16 protein-coding genes are annotated in these 17,539 nt (G+C 65.0%); 2 read left to right on the top strand and 14 right to left on the bottom strand.

Translation table 11 applies throughout. The annotated features are described in order from the left end of the window. Window positions 1-10 precede the first annotated feature (10 nt). The 6 genes from GB927_RS09175 to GB927_RS09150 all read right to left on the bottom strand — a co-directional run bounded on the left by GB927_RS09175 (window position 11) and on the right by GB927_RS09150 (window position 6,754). The gene (locus GB927_RS09175) at window positions 11-1,006 is read right to left on the bottom strand and encodes an aldo/keto reductase (protein ID WP_256116427.1); all 996 of its coding nucleotides are present in this window, start codon (window positions 1,004-1,006) and stop codon (window positions 11-13) included. Further along, window positions 1,003-2,010 (bottom strand): sugar-binding transcriptional regulator, encoded by a 1,008-nt coding sequence (locus tag GB927_RS09170; RefSeq protein ID WP_256116426.1) that lies wholly within the window; start codon window positions 2,008-2,010, stop codon window positions 1,003-1,005. The genes GB927_RS09175 and GB927_RS09170 overlap by 4 nt, the downstream gene beginning before the upstream one ends. Window position 2,011: 1 nt before the next feature. Beyond that, the gene (locus GB927_RS09165) at window positions 2,012-3,001 is read right to left on the bottom strand and encodes an ABC transporter permease (RefSeq protein ID WP_256116425.1); all 990 of its coding nucleotides are present in this window, start codon (window positions 2,999-3,001) and stop codon (window positions 2,012-2,014) included. A 22-nt stretch (window positions 3,002-3,023) separates the two neighbouring features. After that, entirely contained in the window at window positions 3,024-4,550 is a 1,527-nt protein-coding gene (locus tag GB927_RS09160; RefSeq protein ID WP_256116424.1) for a sugar ABC transporter ATP-binding protein, read from the bottom strand. Window positions 4,551-4,616: 66 nt separating this feature from the next. After that, entirely contained in the window at window positions 4,617-5,645 is a 1,029-nt protein-coding gene (locus GB927_RS09155) for a substrate-binding domain-containing protein (RefSeq protein WP_256116423.1), read from the bottom strand. Between the two features lie 203 nt (window positions 5,646-5,848). Then, window positions 5,849-6,754 carry a choline/ethanolamine kinase family protein gene (locus GB927_RS09150; RefSeq protein ID WP_256116422.1) on the bottom strand — a complete coding sequence of 302 codons (906 nt, stop codon included), beginning with the start codon at window positions 6,752-6,754 and terminating at the stop codon, window positions 5,849-5,851. A gap of 80 nt (window positions 6,755-6,834) precedes the next feature. On the opposite strand from GB927_RS09150, the gene GB927_RS09145 reads away from it, so the two are divergent. Further along, complete coding sequence (locus GB927_RS09145) at window positions 6,835-7,476, top strand: class I SAM-dependent DNA methyltransferase (RefSeq protein WP_256116420.1); 642 nt, start codon at window positions 6,835-6,837, stop codon at window positions 7,474-7,476. A gap of 9 nt (window positions 7,477-7,485) precedes the next feature. Here GB927_RS09145 and dmeF read toward each other — a convergent pair whose 3' ends face one another. The 7 genes from dmeF to GB927_RS09110 form a co-directional block, all read right to left on the bottom strand. Further along, window positions 7,486-8,397, bottom strand: coding sequence for a CDF family Co(II)/Ni(II) efflux transporter DmeF (gene dmeF / locus GB927_RS09140; RefSeq protein ID WP_256116419.1), 912 nt, complete (start codon window positions 8,395-8,397; stop codon window positions 7,486-7,488). 28 nt (window positions 8,398-8,425) lie between these two features. Beyond that, entirely contained in the window at window positions 8,426-8,698 is a 273-nt protein-coding gene (locus GB927_RS09135; RefSeq protein ID WP_256116418.1) for a metal/formaldehyde-sensitive transcriptional repressor, read from the bottom strand. A gap of 86 nt (window positions 8,699-8,784) precedes the next feature. Continuing rightward, complete coding sequence (locus GB927_RS09130) at window positions 8,785-11,226, bottom strand: GcvT family protein (protein ID WP_256116417.1); 2,442 nt, start codon at window positions 11,224-11,226, stop codon at window positions 8,785-8,787. After that, window positions 11,223-12,134 (bottom strand): choline/ethanolamine kinase family protein, encoded by a 912-nt coding sequence (locus tag GB927_RS09125; protein WP_256116416.1) that lies wholly within the window; start codon window positions 12,132-12,134, stop codon window positions 11,223-11,225. The genes GB927_RS09130 and GB927_RS09125 overlap by 4 nt, the downstream gene beginning before the upstream one ends. Next, entirely contained in the window at window positions 12,134-14,164 is a 2,031-nt protein-coding gene (locus GB927_RS09120; protein ID WP_256116415.1) for an ABC transporter permease, read from the bottom strand. Before GB927_RS09120 ends, GB927_RS09125 begins: the two co-directional genes overlap by 1 nt. A gap of 4 nt (window positions 14,165-14,168) precedes the next feature. Next, complete coding sequence (locus GB927_RS09115; protein ID WP_256116414.1) at window positions 14,169-15,185, bottom strand: quaternary amine ABC transporter ATP-binding protein; 1,017 nt, start codon at window positions 15,183-15,185, stop codon at window positions 14,169-14,171. A 98-nt stretch (window positions 15,186-15,283) separates the two neighbouring features. After that, the gene (locus GB927_RS09110) at window positions 15,284-16,249 is read right to left on the bottom strand and encodes an ABC transporter substrate-binding protein (protein WP_256116413.1); all 966 of its coding nucleotides are present in this window, start codon (window positions 16,247-16,249) and stop codon (window positions 15,284-15,286) included. Window positions 16,250-16,482: 233 nt separating this feature from the next. On the opposite strand from GB927_RS09110, the gene GB927_RS09105 reads away from it, so the two are divergent. Then, entirely contained in the window at window positions 16,483-17,244 is a 762-nt protein-coding gene (locus GB927_RS09105) for a DeoR/GlpR family DNA-binding transcription regulator (RefSeq protein ID WP_256116412.1), read from the top strand. A 46-nt stretch (window positions 17,245-17,290) separates the two neighbouring features. Here the strand turns inward: GB927_RS09105 and GB927_RS09100 are convergent, their stop codons facing one another. Beyond that, window positions 17,291-17,524, bottom strand: coding sequence for a DUF2171 domain-containing protein (locus GB927_RS09100; RefSeq protein WP_256116410.1), 234 nt, complete (start codon window positions 17,522-17,524; stop codon window positions 17,291-17,293). Window positions 17,525-17,539: the final 15 nt, after the last annotated feature.

Below are 17,539 nucleotides of genomic sequence, written 5' to 3'. Positions count from 1 at the left end.
TGGCAGCCCGTTATCCGTCCATGGTGGCGAGTTGCGCCGATATGGCGGCGTTGATCGCCGCAAGATCGTCACTCGAAAGCCTGAGCGTTCCGGCCCGCGCATTGTCGAGCGCCTGCGCCGGGTTTCGCGCGCCGCAAAGCGCGAAGGTCACGCCCTCCTGCGCCAGCGTCCAGGCGATCACCACTTGCGCGATGCTGGCGCCGTGGCGTTCCGCGACCGGCCGTATCGCCTCGGAAAAATCCTTGGCCTTCTGCCGGTTGGCGACGGAGAAGCGCGGATTGTCCTTGCGCTGGTCGTCGCCGGAAAACACCCTATCCGGGCCGATCGTGCCCGACAGCAGGCCGAGCGCCAGCGAGGAATAGCTGAGCGTCGACACGCCGTTCTTGATAGTGAGCGGCAGCAGGTCCGCCTCGATCTCGCGATCGATCATGCTGAACCGCTCCTGGATCGCGTCGAGCGACCCGGTTGCAATATACTGTTCGAGTTCCGAGCGGTTGACGTTGCTCGCGCCGATCGCGCGGATCTTCCCGGCCTTTTTCAGCTCTTCCAGCGCCGCGACCGTCTCTTCGATCGGCGTCGTCGGGTCCTGCCAGTGGGTAATGTAGAGGTCGATATAGTCCGTGCCGAGCCGGCGCAGGCTTTCTTCGACCTCGTGGATGATCCCATCCCGGCCGAGATAGCGGTGCACCGGCTTGCCGTCCTGGTCGAAGAAGTGATTGCCCTTCTGCGTGTGCCAAACGAGCCCGCATTTCGTGGCAATCACCGCCTTGTCGCGCCGGCCGGCGAGCGCCTTGCCGACGATCTCTTCCGAGCGGCCGAGGCCATAGGCGGGCGCCGTGTCGATGAGGGTCACGCCGGCATCGAGCGAGGCCTGAATGGCGGCGATGGATTCCGCCTCGTCCGTGCCGCCCCACATCCAGCCGCCGATCGCCCAGGTGCCGAGGCCGACGGCGGATGCCTTGACGCCGGAGCGTCCGATGTCACGGGTCAATTGTTCGCCGCTCATGCGGAAAATCCTTCCTGGGATGCCATGTCTAGAATGCGCGCGCCGGTCGCCTCGTCGGTGACGAGCGTGTCGAGATGATTGCCGCGCAGCACGCTGAGAATCGGCCCGGCCTTGTTCGGGCCGCTCGCGACGCCGATCTTCGTCGGGATCGAGGCGAATTCCTTGAGCGTCAGCGAGACCAGCGAGCGGTTGAGGCTGTAGTCGCAGACCCGGCCGTGATCATCGAGCAGATGGGCGAGCAGTTCGCAGCTCGCACCGGAGCGCTCGATTGCGGCGCGGTCGGTGCTGGAGGACGGGTGCAGGTCGTAATAGCTCGAATCGTCCGTGAGGATCGAGCCGATGCCGACCACCGCCACCTTCGCCTCCCGCGCCCGCTGAAACACGTCCGCGACGGAGCGCATGTTGATCAGCATTTCCCGCTGTTCGGCATCGTCGGCAAAGAGCGGCGCGTGGATCTGGTAGGAGCGCCCGCCGAGCCGGTCGGCCATCATCGTCGAGACGTGGTTGACGTCGGTATAGTGTTTGCCCTGCACGCAGCCCGTGCCGGGAATGACCTCGACATCGAAGCGGCGCGGCGCCTGCAGGCCGGCGACGACGGCGCTGACGCCCTTGCCGCCGGTGATGCAGATCGTGTCGCCATCGGCGATCTCTTCGAGCAGCAGCCGGGCCGCTGCCTCGCCGACCGCTTGCAGCGCTGTCTGCGGATTGTCGGAGACCGTCGGCACCACGACGGCGCGGCTGATGCCCCCGAGCGCCAGAAGCCGCTCTTCCATGTCGACCAAGGGCTCGACCGGCGACTTGATCTTGATCTCGACGAGGCCGAGCTGGCGGCCGCGCTTGATGAGGCGGTTGACGGTGGCGTGCGAGAGGCCGAGCTGGTCGGCGATCTGCGCCTGCGTCAGGCCTTCCAGGAAGTGCAGCACGAGCGCCTGGTGCATCTGGCGGGCGATGACGATCTCTTCGCGCGGCGCCGTGGTCTTGGGTTTCAGCTTGGCGATCGGCATGTCAGGCGGCCTTCCGCTTGTGCATGAAATGGTCGATGGAGACGGCGGCGAGCAGGATGCAGCCTTTGATCATGTCCTGCCAGTAGACCGAGACGTTGAGCAGGATGAGCGACGAAGTGACGACCGAGAGCAGGGCGATGCCGAGGATAGCACCGAGAATGGTGCCCGAGCCGCCGTTGAGCGAGGCCCCGCCGATGACGGCCGCGGCGATGATGTTGAGCTCCATGCCGGCGCCGAAGGTGGGGGTCGCGGCCCCGAAGCGGGACATGTAGATAACGCCTGCGACACCGGCGAGCGTCGAGCACAACACCGTCACCCAGAACTTCACTTGGTTGGTCTTGATGCCGGAATAGAGCGCGGCCTTCTCGTTGCTGCCGGTGTAGAAGACCTTGCGGAAGGCGGTCGCCCGGCGCAGCAGAAAATCGAACAGGACGACGACGGCGACGAAGATCAGGATGACATAGGGCACGCCGTAGAACGTGCCCTGCCCCACCGCCTTGAAGCCGGCCGGCAGCGTGAAGAGCGACAGTGGGGTCCCCTTGGTGATGATGAGGCAGAGGCCGCGCACGATCACCATGGCCGCCAGAGATGTGATGAAGTGGTTGAGGCCGACCACCGTCACGAAGAAGCCCATGATGCCGCCGATAGCGCTGCTCGCGAGAATGCCGATCAGCGAGGCCGTCCACGGATCGAGCCCGGCGAGGAACAGCGAGCCAGAGAGCACCATCGCGAAGCAGACGACGGAGCCGACCGCCAGATCGATGCCGCCGACGATCAAGAGGATCGTCATACCGACGACGACGATGCCTTCGACGGAAAAGCTCATCAGCATGGCGCGGAAATTGCCGAGCGTCAGGAAGTGCGGCGAGGCGAAGCTCATGATCACGCAGAGCGCGAGGATGATCGCGATCAGCCCGGCCTCGCGCATCGTGCCGATGCGCTTGAAGGACGATGTCTTCGGCGCACCTGCCGCCATCGTGTCGATTGCCATTCCCGTCTCTCCCAGTTTCTTCTCACGCGGCATGGTTCGCCGCCTTTGCCGTGCCCATGCCCGAGGCCAGGCGGATCACGGCCTCCTCCGTCATCTCGTCCGCGCCGAGCTCACCCGCGATGCGGCCTTCGCGCACGACAAGCACGCGGTCGCAAAGCCCGAGCAGCTCTGGCATTTCCGAAGAGATGACGATGATGCCGATGCCCGAGCGCGCAAGATCGCGCAGCAGGCGGTGAATTTCCGTTTTCGCGCCGACATCGATGCCGCGCGTCGGCTCGTCCATCAGGATGACCTTCGGCTTCACCGCAAGCTGCTTGGCGATCGCCACCTTCTGCTGGTTGCCGCCGGAGAGCGATTTGACCGGCGCATCGACGCCACTCATGCGCACCCCGAGCCGCCGGGCAAAATCTTCCGCGAGTGCGGTCTCCGCACGGCGCTTCAGCAGGCCGGCAGGGTTCGTCAGCGCTTTCAGGTCGAGCACGGAAATGTTCTGCGCGATGGACAGTTCGAGAAAGACGCCGGAACCCTTGCGGTCCTCGGACAGGTAGACGATGCCGGCTTTCACGGCGTCCGAATAGGATTTGATCTTCTGCGTGTCGCCATGCAGGCGTACAGTGCCTTCCGTGCGCGGACGAAGCCCGCAGATGCCCTCGGCGATTTCCGTGCGGCCGGAGCCGATGAGGCCGCCGATGCCGAGGATTTCGCCCTTGCGCAGTTTGAAGCTGACATCCTGGAAGCGCGCTTCGTCGCCGATGCGGTCCACTTCGAGGATGGTGGTGCCGGACGCTTCGTCCGCGCCGAGCTTGTCCGGATAGAGCTGCGTGATCTCGCGCCCGACCATGCGACGCACCACGTCGTCCGGCGTCACATCCGCGATACGATCGGTGCAGACATAGCGGCCGTCGCGGAAGACGGTGACCCGGTCGCAAAGGCTGAAAATCTCGGCCATGCGATGGCTGATATAGATGATCGATATGCCGTTCGCCTTGAGGTCACGGATGATCGAAAAGAGCTGCTGCGCCTCGGTTTCGGTCAATGCGGCAGTCGGTTCGTCGAGGATCAGCACGCGGCAGTCGAGCGTCAGCGCCTTGGCGATCTCGACGAGCTGCTGGCTGGAAATCGGCAGGTCGGCCACCTTGCGGCGAACGTCGATGGCGGCAAGACGGTTCATCACCGCCTGCGCGTCGCGTTCCAGCGCGCGGTAATTCATGAAGGGCGTGCGGCGGCGGTTAGTGGCTGCCATGAACATGTTTTCGGCGACCGTCGCATCCGGGCAGAGCGCGATTTCCTGATGCACGAGGCCAATGCCGAGTGACTGGGCGGCGGCGGGGTATGCGATGCGCACGGCCTTGCCATCGACGCGGATTTCGCCTTCGGTCGGCTGCAGCACGCCGGCGATGATGTTCATCAGCGTCGACTTGCCGGCGCCGTTTTCGCCGCAGAGCGCATGGACCTCGCCGCGTTCGAGCGTGAAATCGACGTCGGTCAACGCCTTCACTGCCCCGAAATGCTTGGTCACGCCATGAATGGTGAGCACCGGCTCCGCCATCGTCTTCCTCCCTCTCCTTTCGAGACCATCCGCGCCGCGAGGCGCGGATGGCGTTCGCTTAGGAGCTTACTCCTCGATGCCCTTGGTGCCGCGACGCTTCAGGTATTTGTCCCAATAAAAGTCGTCGGCGTTTTCGGCGGTCACGATCGACAGGCCGTTGTCGACGACCGGGATGCTCATCGGGTTGAAACCGGAGCGCTTGGCGTCGTTCATCGGGTCGATCAGTTCCGGATGCTTGGCAAGCCACAGCAGCATGAAGCCCATATAGCCCTGCATGCCCTGGTTCGGGTTGATCGAGCCGAAGACTTCGCCGGCCTTGATCATGTCGAGGATATTGGCGTTGACGTCCGCGCACATGACGAGGACCTTGCCGCCCGCTTCCTTGTTGGCCTGCGCCGCGCCGATCGCCGAGTTGGCTTCCGGCATGAAGACGGCGCCGAGGTTCGGATTGGCCTGGATGAGGCTCGACAGGCCCTGATAGGCCTTGGTCGGATCCTGGTTGGAGGCGGCGCGGCCGACCAGCTTCATGTCCGGCCACTTCTCTTCCATGCGGGCGATGAAGGCGGCGATGCGCTTGTCGTGGTTGTCCTGGCCCGGATTTTCCAGAACCGCATATTCGCCCTTGCCGCCCAGCTTCTCGGCGATCGCGTCGGCGGCGTAGGTGCCTTCGCGGGTGTTGTCCGAGGTGATGAAGGAAACGCGCTTGGAGAGCGGCGAGTCGGCCGCGAACGTCACGACAGCCGTGCCCTGGTCGATGGCGCGGTTGATCGGCTCGATGAACGGGTCGGAGTTCATCGGATGCACGAGAATGCCGGCCGGGTTCTGCGCGAGCGCCTGGTCGAAGGTGGCGATCTGCTTGTTGACGTCATATTCCGGCGTGCCGGTGTATTCCGTCTCGCAGCCCAGCTGCTGGCCGGCCTGCTTGAACATTTCATAGACCGGGAACCAGTATTCGACGCCCGAGACCATGACGTTCATGACGTATTTTTCGCCCGGCTTGCAGCGGAACGGGTTTTCCGTCTCGGCCGCCGCGGAACCGGCAAAAAGCGTTGCTGCGAGGACCGCCATCGCGGTCGTGCTCAGAAAAGTGCGCAAGTGTCCTCCTCGGGGCAAAGACCCCTCCCAAAAACCCGTTGGCGCCGAAACGACGCCGATGATCGCGTTGAAATCCGGATTTCCTCCTCGAAGTCCGGTATGGGCAGGTAACCGCATGACGCGGCCCCTGTCAATATAATTCATGATCTGAAATATATTTCAGGATTATACCCTGAAATCAAGCCCGCAGGGTGAAATATCTTTCACCCCTTCGCGACCGCGGCCACATAGGCTGTAAAGACCGGATCGGCCATCAGCGCGCGGCAGCGGGCAAACCGCCCGTCCGCATAGGCGCGGAAATCGGCGGCCGGATTGCCGTTGGCGAGCTGGATGAGGCCCCAGAGCGTCCAGAGCAGGTCGCACATCGCCTTGTAGATGACGATGCGGCCGCGTTCCGCGGGCTTCGGCTCGCCGCCGAAATAGGCGCGGATCATCTCCTCCTCCTGGGCGCCGGTGAATTCCGCCTCGACGGAGAGATCGCCGAGATCCCACATCGGGTCGTTCATGCCGGAATATTCCCAGTCGACGATCCACATGCGCTCCCCCGTATCGAGGAAATTCTCGCAGAGCGGATCGCAATGGCAGGCGACGAGGGGCAGTGCATGGGCGGCAAGTGCTGCTCGCACCGTCTCCGCCTCGCGCAACCCGTCGTGATACCCCTCCGGCAGGGCGACGTCCTTGGTGGAGAGCACGGCGAGGTAGTCGTCGATCATCGCGAAGAGCTCGAAGCGCGCCGGGAAGACCGCGCCGCTGTCGTGCAGACGCCGGAAGGCCTCCCCCGCCCGCGCCGGAGCGCCGGATACGGCCTTGAAGCCTTCGGGCGTCATCGTCGTCGCGCCGGGAATGAAGCGGGTGACCATCAGCCCGGTCGCCGGATCCGCGTGAAAAACCTCCGGGCCGACGCCGACCCGCGCCGCCTCCTTCGCAGCGATCGCCTCGTTGCCGCGGTCGATATATTCCTCCGTGCCCTTGCCGGGCACGCGCAGGCACCAGTCCCCCGCACGGAAGACGAGATTGGTGAGGCCGCCGAGCCGCTCGACAGGGCCGTCGTAGCCTTTCAGGAGCGGGATTCCTGCAATCGCTTCCATCGCCTGCTGCTCTTCGTTCATGAACACCTCCTTTTGGCCGATGATGACGGTTCCACAGATTTCGCCCTTTCGCTATCATCATCAAAACACGAGGGAAGGCCATGGCAAACGGACATCATGAGGGTGCACTCGGTGCAGTCTACAATGCAAGCGGCACGGAAGAGGTGGCGGCCCTCTACGACCGCTGGGCCGAGACCTACGACGCCGACATGGCGAGCGCCGGCTATCGCCACCCGTCGATCTGCCTCGGCCTCCTCGCGCGCCACCTGCCGCGCGGTGCTTCACCGCTGCTGGATGCCGGCGTCGGCACCGGGCTCATCGGCGAATGGCTGTCGATCCTCGGCTATGCCCATGTCGAAGGCCTCGACATTTCCGAAGGCATGCTGGCGCGGGCGGCGGCGAAGAACGTCTATGCCGCCCTGCACCGCGCCGCGCTGGGCAATCCCCTGCCTTTCCCGGACCGGCATTTCGCCGGCGTCGTCTCGGCCGGCGTCTTCACCTCCGGCCATGTCGGCGTAGAAGGCCTGCCGGAACTCCTGCGCATCACGCAGCCGGGCGGCATTATTGTGCTGACGGTGAAGAACACGCTCTGGAACGACGGCTTCGCCGACCGGCTGGCCGCGCTGGAGCGGGAGGGTACTCTGCTGCGGGCGGAGGAAACCATCCCCTACGTCTCCATGCCCGGCGAGACCGGCACGGTGCCGAGCCGGGGCGTGGTGCTGAAAGTGCTGCGCCACGCCTGAGCGGCAAAACTAGGCCGGCTGGACCTCGACGGTGACGTGCGACAGCGCGCCGAGATGGGCAAGCCGCGCCTTGTAGTCGGACGGCGCCTTGGGATGTGGCGAGGAAAGCGCGACGATCGCGGCGTGATGGCCGGGTCCGACCTGCCAAACATGCAGGTCGGTGATGTGCTCCTCGCCACGCTCCAGCGTCGCGCGGATCTCATCGGCGAGCCCCGCCCCTTCCGGCGCCGCATCGATCAGCACCCCGCCCGTCTCGCGGATCAGGCTCCAGGACCAGCGCACGATGACCAGCGCGCCGACGATACCCATCAGCGGATCGGCCCAGAGCCAGCCGTAGCTGCGACCAAGCAGCAGGGCGACGATGGCGAGGATCGAGGTCAGCGCATCGGCCAGCACATGCAGATAGGCGGCACGCAGATTGTTGTCCTGCGCGTGGTGTTCATGATGGTGATGGTCGTGATCGTGGCCATGGTGGTGGTGCGCATGGTCGTCCCGCAGCAGCCAGGCGCTGACGAGATTGACGGCAAGGCCGGCAACGGCGACGGCAATCGCCTGTTCGAAGCCGATCGCGACCGGATTGGCGAGGCGCACGAAACTCTCCCAGCCGATGAGCAGCGCGATCAGCGCCAGCACGATGGCGCTGGCGAAGCCCGCGAGATCGCCGAGTTTCCCGGTGCCGAAGGTGAAGCGCGGGTCACGCGCATGGCGGCGGGCATAGGCATAGGCAAGCGCCGCGATCAGCATGGCGCCGGCATGGGTGGACATGTGCCAGCCATCCGCCACCAGCGCCATCGAGCCGTAAAGCGTGCCGGCGACGATCTCCGCTACCATCATGCTCGCGGTCAGCGCGATGACGAGCCAGACCTTGCGTTCGTTGCGGCTGTGATCGGAACCGAGAAAGACATGGTCGTGCGTGGCCATGGGTTTGCCCCTTTCGTTACGGGCGGCGCTATTTCAGATAGGTCCGGATGACCTCGATCAGCTCTTCACCGCCCTGAAGACAGTCCTCCTTGCTTTCGGCGGCGATGACATGGTGGCGCAGATGATCCTCCATCACCTCCGCCGTCAGCCCGCCGAGCGCGCCACGCACGGACGCGAGCTGGCGCATGATCTCCCCGCAGCCCGCCTCCCCCTCCAGCGCCCGCTCGATGCCATCGAGCTGGCCGCGGATGCGGCGCACACGGGCGATCAGCTTGTCCTTCTGCTGGATGGTATGGCTCACGTCATCACCTTTGGCCTTATAGTATAGCCCTCTATACTATAGACTCGACGATCAAGGAAGGCCCGAAGGCCTTCCCGACCGTGCGCTCAGGCTTTCACGCGCACGGCCGCCGGATCGTAGAACGGTTCGAGATGGATTTTTGCCGGCGTGCGCTCCATGGCGACGACGAGTTCGTAGTCGCCGCCCGTCAGGAAATCATCATCCACGCCCTCGGCGCGGCGCACATAGCCGTAGCCGACATTCTTGCCGAGCGTGTAGCCGTAGCCGCCGCTGGTGAGGTAGCCGACGGGCTCGCCGTTGCGCAGGATCGTCTCGCGACCGAAGAGCACGACGTCCGGATTATCCACCGTGAACCCGGCGAGCGCCTTCTTGCGCTTTTCGCCCTGCAGGGCCTCCAGCGCACGGCGGCCGAGGAAGTCGGTGTTCTTGCGCAGCTTGACGGCCCAGCCGAGGCCGGCATCGAGCGGCGTATCGTTCGGCGTGATGTCCGATCCCCAGGCGCGATAGCCCTTTTCAAGACGCAGCGATTCCAACGCACGGTAGCCGACCGGGCGGATATGGAAGGGAGCACCCGCCGCCATCAGCGCATCGAAGACGGTGCCGATGGCGTCGATCGGCACATGCAGCTCCCAGCCGAGCTCGCCGACATAGGTGACACGCAAGGCGCGCACGACATGGCCGGCGATCGCGATTTCCCGCACATGGCCGAAGGGGAAGCCGGTATTGGAGACGTCGGCATCCGTGACGGCGGCGAGCACGTCGCGCGCCTTCGGCCCCATCAGCGAGAGCGTGCCGAAATCCTCCGTGACGTCGCGGAGCGTCACGTCGAGATCGTCGGGGATATGGTCCTCGATCCAGCCGAGATCATGGGTGCGGAAACCCGTGCCGGTGACCACGTAGAATGTCTCGTCGGCTAGCCGCGCCACCGTCAGGTCCGCCTCGATGCCGCCGCGGGTGTTGAGAAGCTGCGTATAGGTGAGGCGGCCGACCGGCTTGCCGACATCGTTGGCGCAGATCCAGTCGAGCGCCTTCAACGCATCCGGCCCCGTCATCTCGTATTTGGCGAAGGAGGACTGGTCGAAGATGCCGACGGCCTCGCGCACGTGGCGGTGCTCGTCGCCGACGGCGGAAAACCAGTTCTGCCGGCCCATCGAATAGATGTCCTTCGGCTCGGCGCCCTTGGGCGCGAACCAGTTCGGCCGCTCCCAGCCGAGCTTGGAGCCGAACACCGCGCCATGCGCCTTCAGACGCTCATAGAGCGGCGAGACGACGCGCGGGCGGCCGCTTTCATATTCCTCATGCGGGAAGCCGATCGTATAGTGCTTGCCATAGGCTTCCAGCGTGCGGTCGAGCACCCATTGGCGATCGCGGTGCATGCCGGAAAAGCGGCGGATGTCGACCACCCAGAGATCGAGCGGCGCTTCGCCATCGACGACCCATTGCGCCAGCACCCAGCCCGCCCCACCGCCGGACGCGATGCCGAAGGCGTTGAATCCGGCCCCGACGAACATGTTCTTGCATTCCGGCGCCACGCCGAGAATGAAATTGCCGTCCGGCGTAAAACTCTCCGGCCCGTTGATCATCTGCTTGACGCCGACCTTTTCCAGCGCCGGCACGCGGGCGATCGCCTGCTCCATATGCTGCTCGAAATGGTCGAAATCGTCATCGAAGAGGCGGAAGGCGAAGTCGGCGGGCACGTCGCCGGTCGTCCAGGGCTGCGGGTTGGGTTCGTAGCCGCCCATCACCAGCCCGCCGACCTCCTCTTTGAAATAGGTGCGTCGATCGGGGTCGCGGATCGTCGGCGCGTCGGTGGCGAGCCCCGGCACCTTTTCGGTGATGATATATTGGTGCTTGACCGGCTGGAGCGGCACGTTGATGCCCGCCATGGCCCCCACCTGCCGCGCCCATTGGCCGGCGCAATTGACGACCTTTTCGCAGGCAATGTCGCCGAGCGTCGTGCGCACGCGCCGGATACGGCCGTCCTCGATATCGAAACCGGTGACGCGCACGTTCTCGACGATCTTCGCGCCGTGCATGCGCGCGCCCCGGGCAAGCGACTGGGTGATATCCGAAGGGCTCGCCTGCCCGTCCGTCGGCAGCCAGCTCGCGCCGACGAGGTCGCCGACCTCCATCAGCGGCCACATGGTCTTCACTTCCTGGGGCGTCAGCAGGTGCATGTCCATGCCAAAGCTTTTCGCGGTGGTGGCGAGGCGGCGGAACTCGGTCCAGCGGTCCTGGTTGGTGGCAAGGCGCAGGCACCCCGTCATCTTCCAGCCGGTGGCAAGCCCCGTCTCGGCTTCGAGGCCCTTGTAGAGATCGACGGAATATTTCAGCACGCGGGTGATCGAGGCCGAGGAGCGGAGTTGGCCGACGAGGCCGGCCGCATGCCAGGTGGAGCCGGAGGTCAGCGTGCCCTGTTCCAGAAGGATCACATCCGCCTTGTGGTCGCGGGCGAGATGATAGGCCGTCGAGCAGCCGATGATGCCGCCGCCGATGACAACGATCTCAGCATGGGATGGCAGGGTCATTTGGTGTGTTTCCCGTATTTTGTTCTGTAGTGGTCGAGCGCCCTGTCTAGGCGATCGAGATTGTCCGCCGTGTAGCCGACATAGTCGGCGCCGGGCGCGGTGAGATGGAGTTCGGAGACCATGCTCCACATCGCCTCGCGCAACAGGGAGGCGCATTGCATGGCGGCATGCGAGCGGCGGATCGCGGGGTCCGGCGCGCCGCCGAAATAGGCGTCGAGGAAATCCTCCGCCTCTTCGGGTGAAAGCCCGGCATTGGAGGTGGCGCCGGCAAGGTCGAACATGGCGGTGGAGAAACCGGCATATTCGAAGTCGATCAGCCAGAGCCGGTCGCCGTCATCGAGGATGTTGGTCGGCAGCAGGTCGTTGTGGCCGAAGACGATCGGCAGGGGCACTTGGGCCGCCTCCAGCTCCTCGGCGAGCGCAAGGTAGCCCGGCAGATGCGGCTTCATGCGGCTGCCGCCGTCCTTCAGGGTGCGGGCATAGTCGCGCACCACATGGAAGGGCCAGAAGAGGAAGGCGGCGGCGCTGATCTCCGCCGGCATCTCGGTATGGAAGCGGCGCAGCAGCACCGCCACGCGCCGGCGTTCCGCAGCGACGTCCTCTGCGCCAAAGGTTTTTGCGCCGAGGAAGGCGGAGACCATGAGGCCCGGCTCGGCATATTGAACCTCCGGGCCGAAACCGGCGGCATGAGCGGCCCGCGCGGTCATCAGCTCGCGCTCACGAAAAACGTGGTGGAAGGGATAGTCCCGGCCGAAGCGCACGACATGGCGCCCGGCCCCATCGCTCACAAGATAGCTCTCGTTGCTGATGCCACCTTTCAGAGGCGCGATCTCGATGCGGCCTGTCCAGCAGGGCAGAGCGCGAATACGGTCCTCGACGGCGCGGCTGATCTCGATATGTCCCTCCATCAGCTCACCCTCTCGCGGATGCGGTTGGCGCCGGCCGAAATCAGCCGGTCGGCGATGATGGCGATGAAGGCGATGGACAGGCCGGCGACGATGCCCCGGCCGGTATCGGCCTTGGTGAGCGCGATATAGACCTCCTGCCCGAGATCACGCGTGCCGACCAGCGCGGTGATCACCAGCATGGAGAGCGCGAACATGATCGTCTGGTTGAGGCCGAGCAGGATTTCCGGCAGCGCCAGCTTCAGCTTGATCTTGGTAAGGATCTGCCGCGGCGTGCAGCCCATGGCGCGGCCGGCTTCCACCACCCGCGGATCGACGCGGTGGAGGCCGAGCACCGTGTAGCGGATCGCCGGCACCACGGCATAGGCGACGACGGCGATCATCGCGGTGAAGTCGCCGACCCGGAACAGCATGACAACAGGCATGAGATAGACGAAGGAGGGCAGCGTCTGAAGTGTATCGATGACGAGTTGCAGCCAGCGCCAGAGCCGGTCGCGCTCCGCCGCGAGAATGCCGAGCGGCACGCCGATCAGGCAGGCGAAGACGACCGAGACGCCGCAGAGATAGACGGTGACCGTCGCCTTTTCCCACTGACCCGTCGCCGCGATCAGGAAGGCCAGCACGCCGACCAGCAGGGCGAGGCGCAGACCGCCCAGCCGATAGCCCGCCAAAGCCAGCAGTGCGACGACGCCGGCCCAGGGCAGGTCGGCGAGCAGGCGTTTCAGAGGCACGAGCAGGTTCAGCAGGATGACGTTGCGGATCGCCTCCAGCGCGTCGAAGAAGTTGATGTTGATCCAGCGCACGACCTCGGACCAGAAGGTGCCGGTGGAAACCTGCCAGGCTTCGGGGAAGGATTGGAGCGCAGGCACGGCAAGGCCCGCAATGAAGGTAACGACGATAATTGCCAGTGCGGCGGCGAGATAGGGGTGGCGCGAGACGAAGCCGTTCCCAGCCGGAATGCCGGCCGCCGGTTTTCCCGCTTTTTCCGCATAGGCTTGGCTCAGCCGGTCGAGCGCCACGGCGAGCGCGACAATGGCAAGGCCCGCCTCCAGCCCGGCCCCGATATCGAGGCGGCGAAGGGCGGCGAGCACGTCGAAACCCAGGCCGCCGGCGCCGATCATCGAGGCGATGATGACCATGTTGAGCGAGAGCATGATGACCTGGTTGACGCCGACCATCAGGCTGTCCTTGGCGGACGGCACCATGATCTTCCACGTCATCTGCCGCCGGCTGCACCCGACCATGTTGCCGAGGTCGCGGATTTCCGATGGCACCGAGCGCATGGCGAGGATGGTGACGCGCGCCATCGGCGGCAGGGCATAGATCAGCGTGGCGACGATCGCCGATGTCGGGCCGAAGCCGAAGAAGACGAGGACGGGCACGAGATAGGCGAAGACCGGGATCGTCTGCATGAGATCGAGCACCGGCACCAGCACCCGTTCGAAGACCGGCCAGCGCCAGGCGGCAAGCCCGAGCAGCAGACCCACCACGACGCCGATCGGCACGGCGACGACGATGGAGGCGAGCGTCACCATGGCGCTCGTCCACTGGCCGAAGAGCACGAGGAAGCCGAAGCAGGCGGTGACGAGGGCGGCCAGCCGGACACCCCCGGCGTGATGGCCGATCAGCGCGACGATAGCGAGCACCGCCAGCCAGGAGAGCGGCGGCACCTGCTGCACCGCGCTCGATCCCTGCCCCGAAAGCAGCCCGGTCGACAAAAGGCCGAGCGCCACACGGTAGGGCAGGTCGATGATCTGGGCGACGAACCGCGTGAGGTCCGTGAAGGTGAAGAGCCCGAAACTCGCCTCGTCCAGCAGCCATTTCGTTGCCTTGCCGATCCAGCGCGCGGCGGGAATTTCAAAGGCGCGCGGATAGGAGAAGGCCCATTTCGCCAGCCCGTCGCCGAACTGCCAGAAGAGGACGAAGGCCGCGAGCGCCGCCGGCCACAGCCAGCGCGCCCGCGCCGTTGCGATCGACGGGTTTTCCGGGATCGGTTCGGAGACAGGCTGGAGGAAGGGGAAGGAGGCGCTCATGCCGTCAACCCCGCATCATCACGTCGACGACCGCGGCGCGGTCGATCAGGCCGACTGGTTTTCCCGCACCGTCCAGCACGGCCAGCGCCTCGTTGCCGGCGGAAAAGAGCGGCGCGGCCTCTGCGATGGGTGCGGCGGCGCGGATGGAGGCTGGCGGCAGCACGCCGTTGAGCGGCCGCATCAGCGAGGCAACCTTGACGACCTTGGCCCGCGCAACGCTGCGCGTGAACTCCGCCACGTAGGGCGTGGCCGGATTCAGCACGAGGTCTTCCGGCGTGCCGGCCTGCACGATCTCGCCGTCCTTCATGATGGCGATGCGGTCGGCAAGACGGATCGCCTCGTCGAAATCATGGGTGATGAAGACGATGGTTTTCTTCAGCACGGATTGCAGGCGCAGGAATTCGTCCTGCATTTCGCGGCGGATCAGCGGGTCGAGCGCGGAAAACGGCTCGTCGAGGAACCAGAGTTCCGGCTCCACGGCGAGTGAGCGGGCAATGCCGACGCGCTGCTGCTGGCCGCCGGAAAGTTCGCGCGGGAAGGCGGTCTCCTTGCCGGCGAGGCCGACGAGGTCGATCATGCGCCGCGCCCGCTCCTCGCGTGCCGCCCGCTCGATGCCCTGGATTTCCAGGGGGAAGGCGACATTCGCCAGCACCGTCAAGTGCGGCAGAAGCGCAAAATGCTGGAACACCATGCCCATCTGGTGGCGGCGGATTTCGATCATCCGCGCTTCGCTGGCCGCCAGCAGGTTCTCGCCGTTGAAGAGGATGTCGCCGGAGGTCGGCTCGATGAGGCGCGACAGGCAGCGCACCAGCGTCGACTTGCCGGAGCCGGACAGACCCATGATGACGAAGATCTCGCCCTCGCGGACCTCGATATTGACGTCGCGCACTGCGCCGACGGCGCCGGCCGCACGCAGGTCCGCGCTCGTCGGCCGCGAAGCCGTGCCGATCAGGGATTTGCCGCCGGCGCCAAAAATCTTCCAGACGCCGCGGCAGACAAGTTTCGGTTCGTGAGAAGCCATCGTTCTTCCGGTCGCGTAATCGAAACGCAGCCCTTCCGGGGCCGCACGCTCAAGGAAACGACCCGGCCCCCCGCTGGCGGGAGCCGGGCCTGGCGCTTCTACTTCTTGATCCAGCCGGACCAGCGCGGCTCGTTGGCCGCCATCCATTCGGCGACCACCTCCGAGACCTTCTTGCCGTCGAGGTCCACCTTGGTGATCATCGCGCCCATCTCGTCATTGTTGATGTTGAACGCCTTGATGGCCGCGTAGGCGCCCGGCCACTTGTCCTTGACGCCCGACCAGCCGACCTTCCAGATCGGGCCGAAGGGCTTGCCGCAGTCATAGGCGGCATCCGGGTTCACGCCGACAGCCGGGTCCGTGTAGCATTCCTTCGAATAGGGCGGGAATTCCACCCATTCGCCCTTGTACTTGGCCGGCGCCCAGTGCGGTGCGTAGATCCAGAGCAGGATGGGCGCCTGGCGCTGGTAGGCGCTTTCGAGCTCGGCGAAGAGCGCGGCGTCGGTGCCGGCATGGATCACCTCGAAGGGCAGGTCCAGCGCCTCGACGCGCTCGTCGTCAAAACCGCCCCAGGTGACCGGGCCGCCGAGATACCGGCCTTTCGGCGCGGTTTCCGGAATGGAGAAGGCCTCGGCGCAGGCTTCGCTCTTCAGCGCTTCCCAGTTCGGCAGGCCGGGGCATTTCTCCTTCATGTAGTCCGGATACCACCACTCTTCCTTGGCCTGCATGCCGGTCTCGCCGAAATTCTCGACCTTGCCGGTGGCTGTTGCGGCGTCCATCGCGTCGCGGCCGGTGGTTTCCCACATTTCCATGGCGACATGCAGGTCGCCGGTCTCAAGGCCCGCGAATTGCGCGAGATAGTCGGCCTGGACATATTCGACCGAATAGCCGGCCTTCTTCAGCACCTCGCCCATGATTTCCGTGGTGATGAGCTGGCCGGTCCAGTCATGCAGCGTGAGCTTGATGGGATCGGTGGATTCCTGCGCCCTGGCGGGCGCCATCGTGAGGGCCGCGGACAGGCAGAGCGTCGCGGCAAGCATTCCTGACAGGCGAATAGGTTGAAACATGCGTGATCTCCCGGTCGCACTTTGAAGTCGATGCTGTTCTGCGTGCGCAGGAGGCCGTTCCCCGTACTTTTGTATCTATCGACCCGTGCACGCTGCCAATCTCACGCGGGATGAAAGCGCCTGTCAATCCTGCACTGTGGCTTTTTATGTCTTTATGCCTGCTTTTGCGGCTTTCTTGCCAGATGATCCGTCTAGGATTATGAAGCAGGAGAACGCATGCGGACACGACGACGATGAACCACTCCAAGCGCCACAACGACATTCTCCGCCTGCTCCAGCAGGACGGCACGGTGACGATCGCCGATCTCGCAAAGAAACTCGAGGTTTCGCTGGAAACCGTGCGGCGGGACATCAAGCCGCTGACGACCAATGGCACCGTACTTAAGATGCACGGCGCGGTCGCGCTGCCCTCCGTGGTGGGCGAAGCGCCCTTCGAAAAGCGCATGCGCGAAAACAGCGAGGCGAAGAAGGCGATCGCCATCGCCGTGGCCGCGACGATCCGCGACGGTGATTCGATCATGCTGGATACGGGCACGACGACGAGCTATCTCGCCCGTGAATTGCTGGGACACCGGCGGCTGACCGTCGTCACCAACTCCTCCGACATCGCCCGCACGCTTTCGACGGTCAACGACAACCGCGTCTACATGGCGGGCGGCGAGCTGCGCAGCGACAACGGGGCCGCCTTCGGCGTCTCGGCGATCGAATTCATCAGCCATTTCACCGTCGGCCATGCGGTGATTTCCACAGGCGCGATCGATGCCGGGATCGGCGTGATGGACTACGACCTGGAAGAGGCGGAATTCGCCCGCGCCGTCGTATCGCGCGGAAAACGCGCGATCGTCGTCACCGACCACACGAAATTCGGCCGGCAGGGCCTGGTGCGGGTGTGTGAATTCAGCGCGCTGACCGACCTCTTCACCGACAAAGCCCCGCCGCGCGACGTCTCGTCGTCGCTGAAGGCCTCCGGCGTCAACGTCGTCCTGGCACGCTGAACACAAAGCGGCCCGGCAGGAATCCCGCCGGACCGCTCGAATCACGTCAGTTCATTGTCGACCACTGCCGCTCGACTTCCTCGACGTCCTTGTTCAGGTGCACATGCGCATCGACATGATCGACCCAGTCAAGAGGGATCAGATGATGCTGGCCATCCTTCGAATCGCTCTTCGTGAGCTTGATGCGGCTTTCGCCCTCCATATGGTCGACGGTGCCGATGTGACCGCCATCGGCGGCCCGGACTTCCATATGTTCACGGATTTCGCTTGCAGCGACCATGGGACTTCTCCTTTC

It is taken from the genome of Shinella lacus (assembly GCF_010994755.1).
In the GTDB taxonomy this organism is placed as follows: domain Bacteria; phylum Pseudomonadota; class Alphaproteobacteria; order Rhizobiales; family Rhizobiaceae; genus Shinella; species Shinella lacus.
The sequence above is the reverse complement of the archived record's forward strand: the minus strand, read 5'-3'. Positions and strand labels throughout refer to the sequence as shown.

Excerpts from the sequence above, each read along its gene's own strand:
- GB927_RS09175 (WP_256116427.1), bottom strand. The coding sequence starts at position 1,006 with ATGAGCGGCGAACAATTGACCCGTGACATCGGACGCTCCGGCGTCAAG.
- GB927_RS09170 (WP_256116426.1), bottom strand. The coding sequence starts at position 2,010 with ATGCCGATCGCCAAGCTGAAACCCAAGACCACGGCGCCGCGCGAAGAG.
- GB927_RS09165 (WP_256116425.1), bottom strand. The coding sequence starts at position 3,001 with ATGGCAATCGACACGATGGCGGCAGGTGCGCCGAAGACATCGTCCTTC.
- GB927_RS09160 (WP_256116424.1), bottom strand. The coding sequence starts at position 4,550 with ATGGCGGAGCCGGTGCTCACCATTCATGGCGTGACCAAGCATTTCGGG.
- GB927_RS09150 (WP_256116422.1), bottom strand. The coding sequence starts at position 6,754 with ATGAACGAAGAGCAGCAGGCGATGGAAGCGATTGCAGGAATCCCGCTC.
- GB927_RS09145 (WP_256116420.1), top strand. The coding sequence starts at position 6,835 with ATGGCAAACGGACATCATGAGGGTGCACTCGGTGCAGTCTACAATGCA.
- dmeF (WP_256116419.1), bottom strand. The coding sequence starts at position 8,397 with ATGGCCACGCACGACCATGTCTTTCTCGGTTCCGATCACAGCCGCAAC.
- GB927_RS09130 (WP_256116417.1), bottom strand. The coding sequence starts at position 11,226 with ATGACCCTGCCATCCCATGCTGAGATCGTTGTCATCGGCGGCGGCATC.
- GB927_RS09125 (WP_256116416.1), bottom strand. The coding sequence starts at position 12,134 with ATGGAGGGACATATCGAGATCAGCCGCGCCGTCGAGGACCGTATTCGC.
- GB927_RS09120 (WP_256116415.1), bottom strand. The coding sequence starts at position 14,164 with ATGAGCGCCTCCTTCCCCTTCCTCCAGCCTGTCTCCGAACCGATCCCG.
- GB927_RS09115 (WP_256116414.1), bottom strand. The coding sequence starts at position 15,185 with ATGGCTTCTCACGAACCGAAACTTGTCTGCCGCGGCGTCTGGAAGATT.
- GB927_RS09110 (WP_256116413.1), bottom strand. The coding sequence starts at position 16,249 with ATGTTTCAACCTATTCGCCTGTCAGGAATGCTTGCCGCGACGCTCTGC.
- GB927_RS09105 (WP_256116412.1), top strand. The coding sequence starts at position 16,483 with ATGAACCACTCCAAGCGCCACAACGACATTCTCCGCCTGCTCCAGCAG.
- GB927_RS09100 (WP_256116410.1), bottom strand. The coding sequence starts at position 17,524 with ATGGTCGCTGCAAGCGAAATCCGTGAACATATGGAAGTCCGGGCCGCC.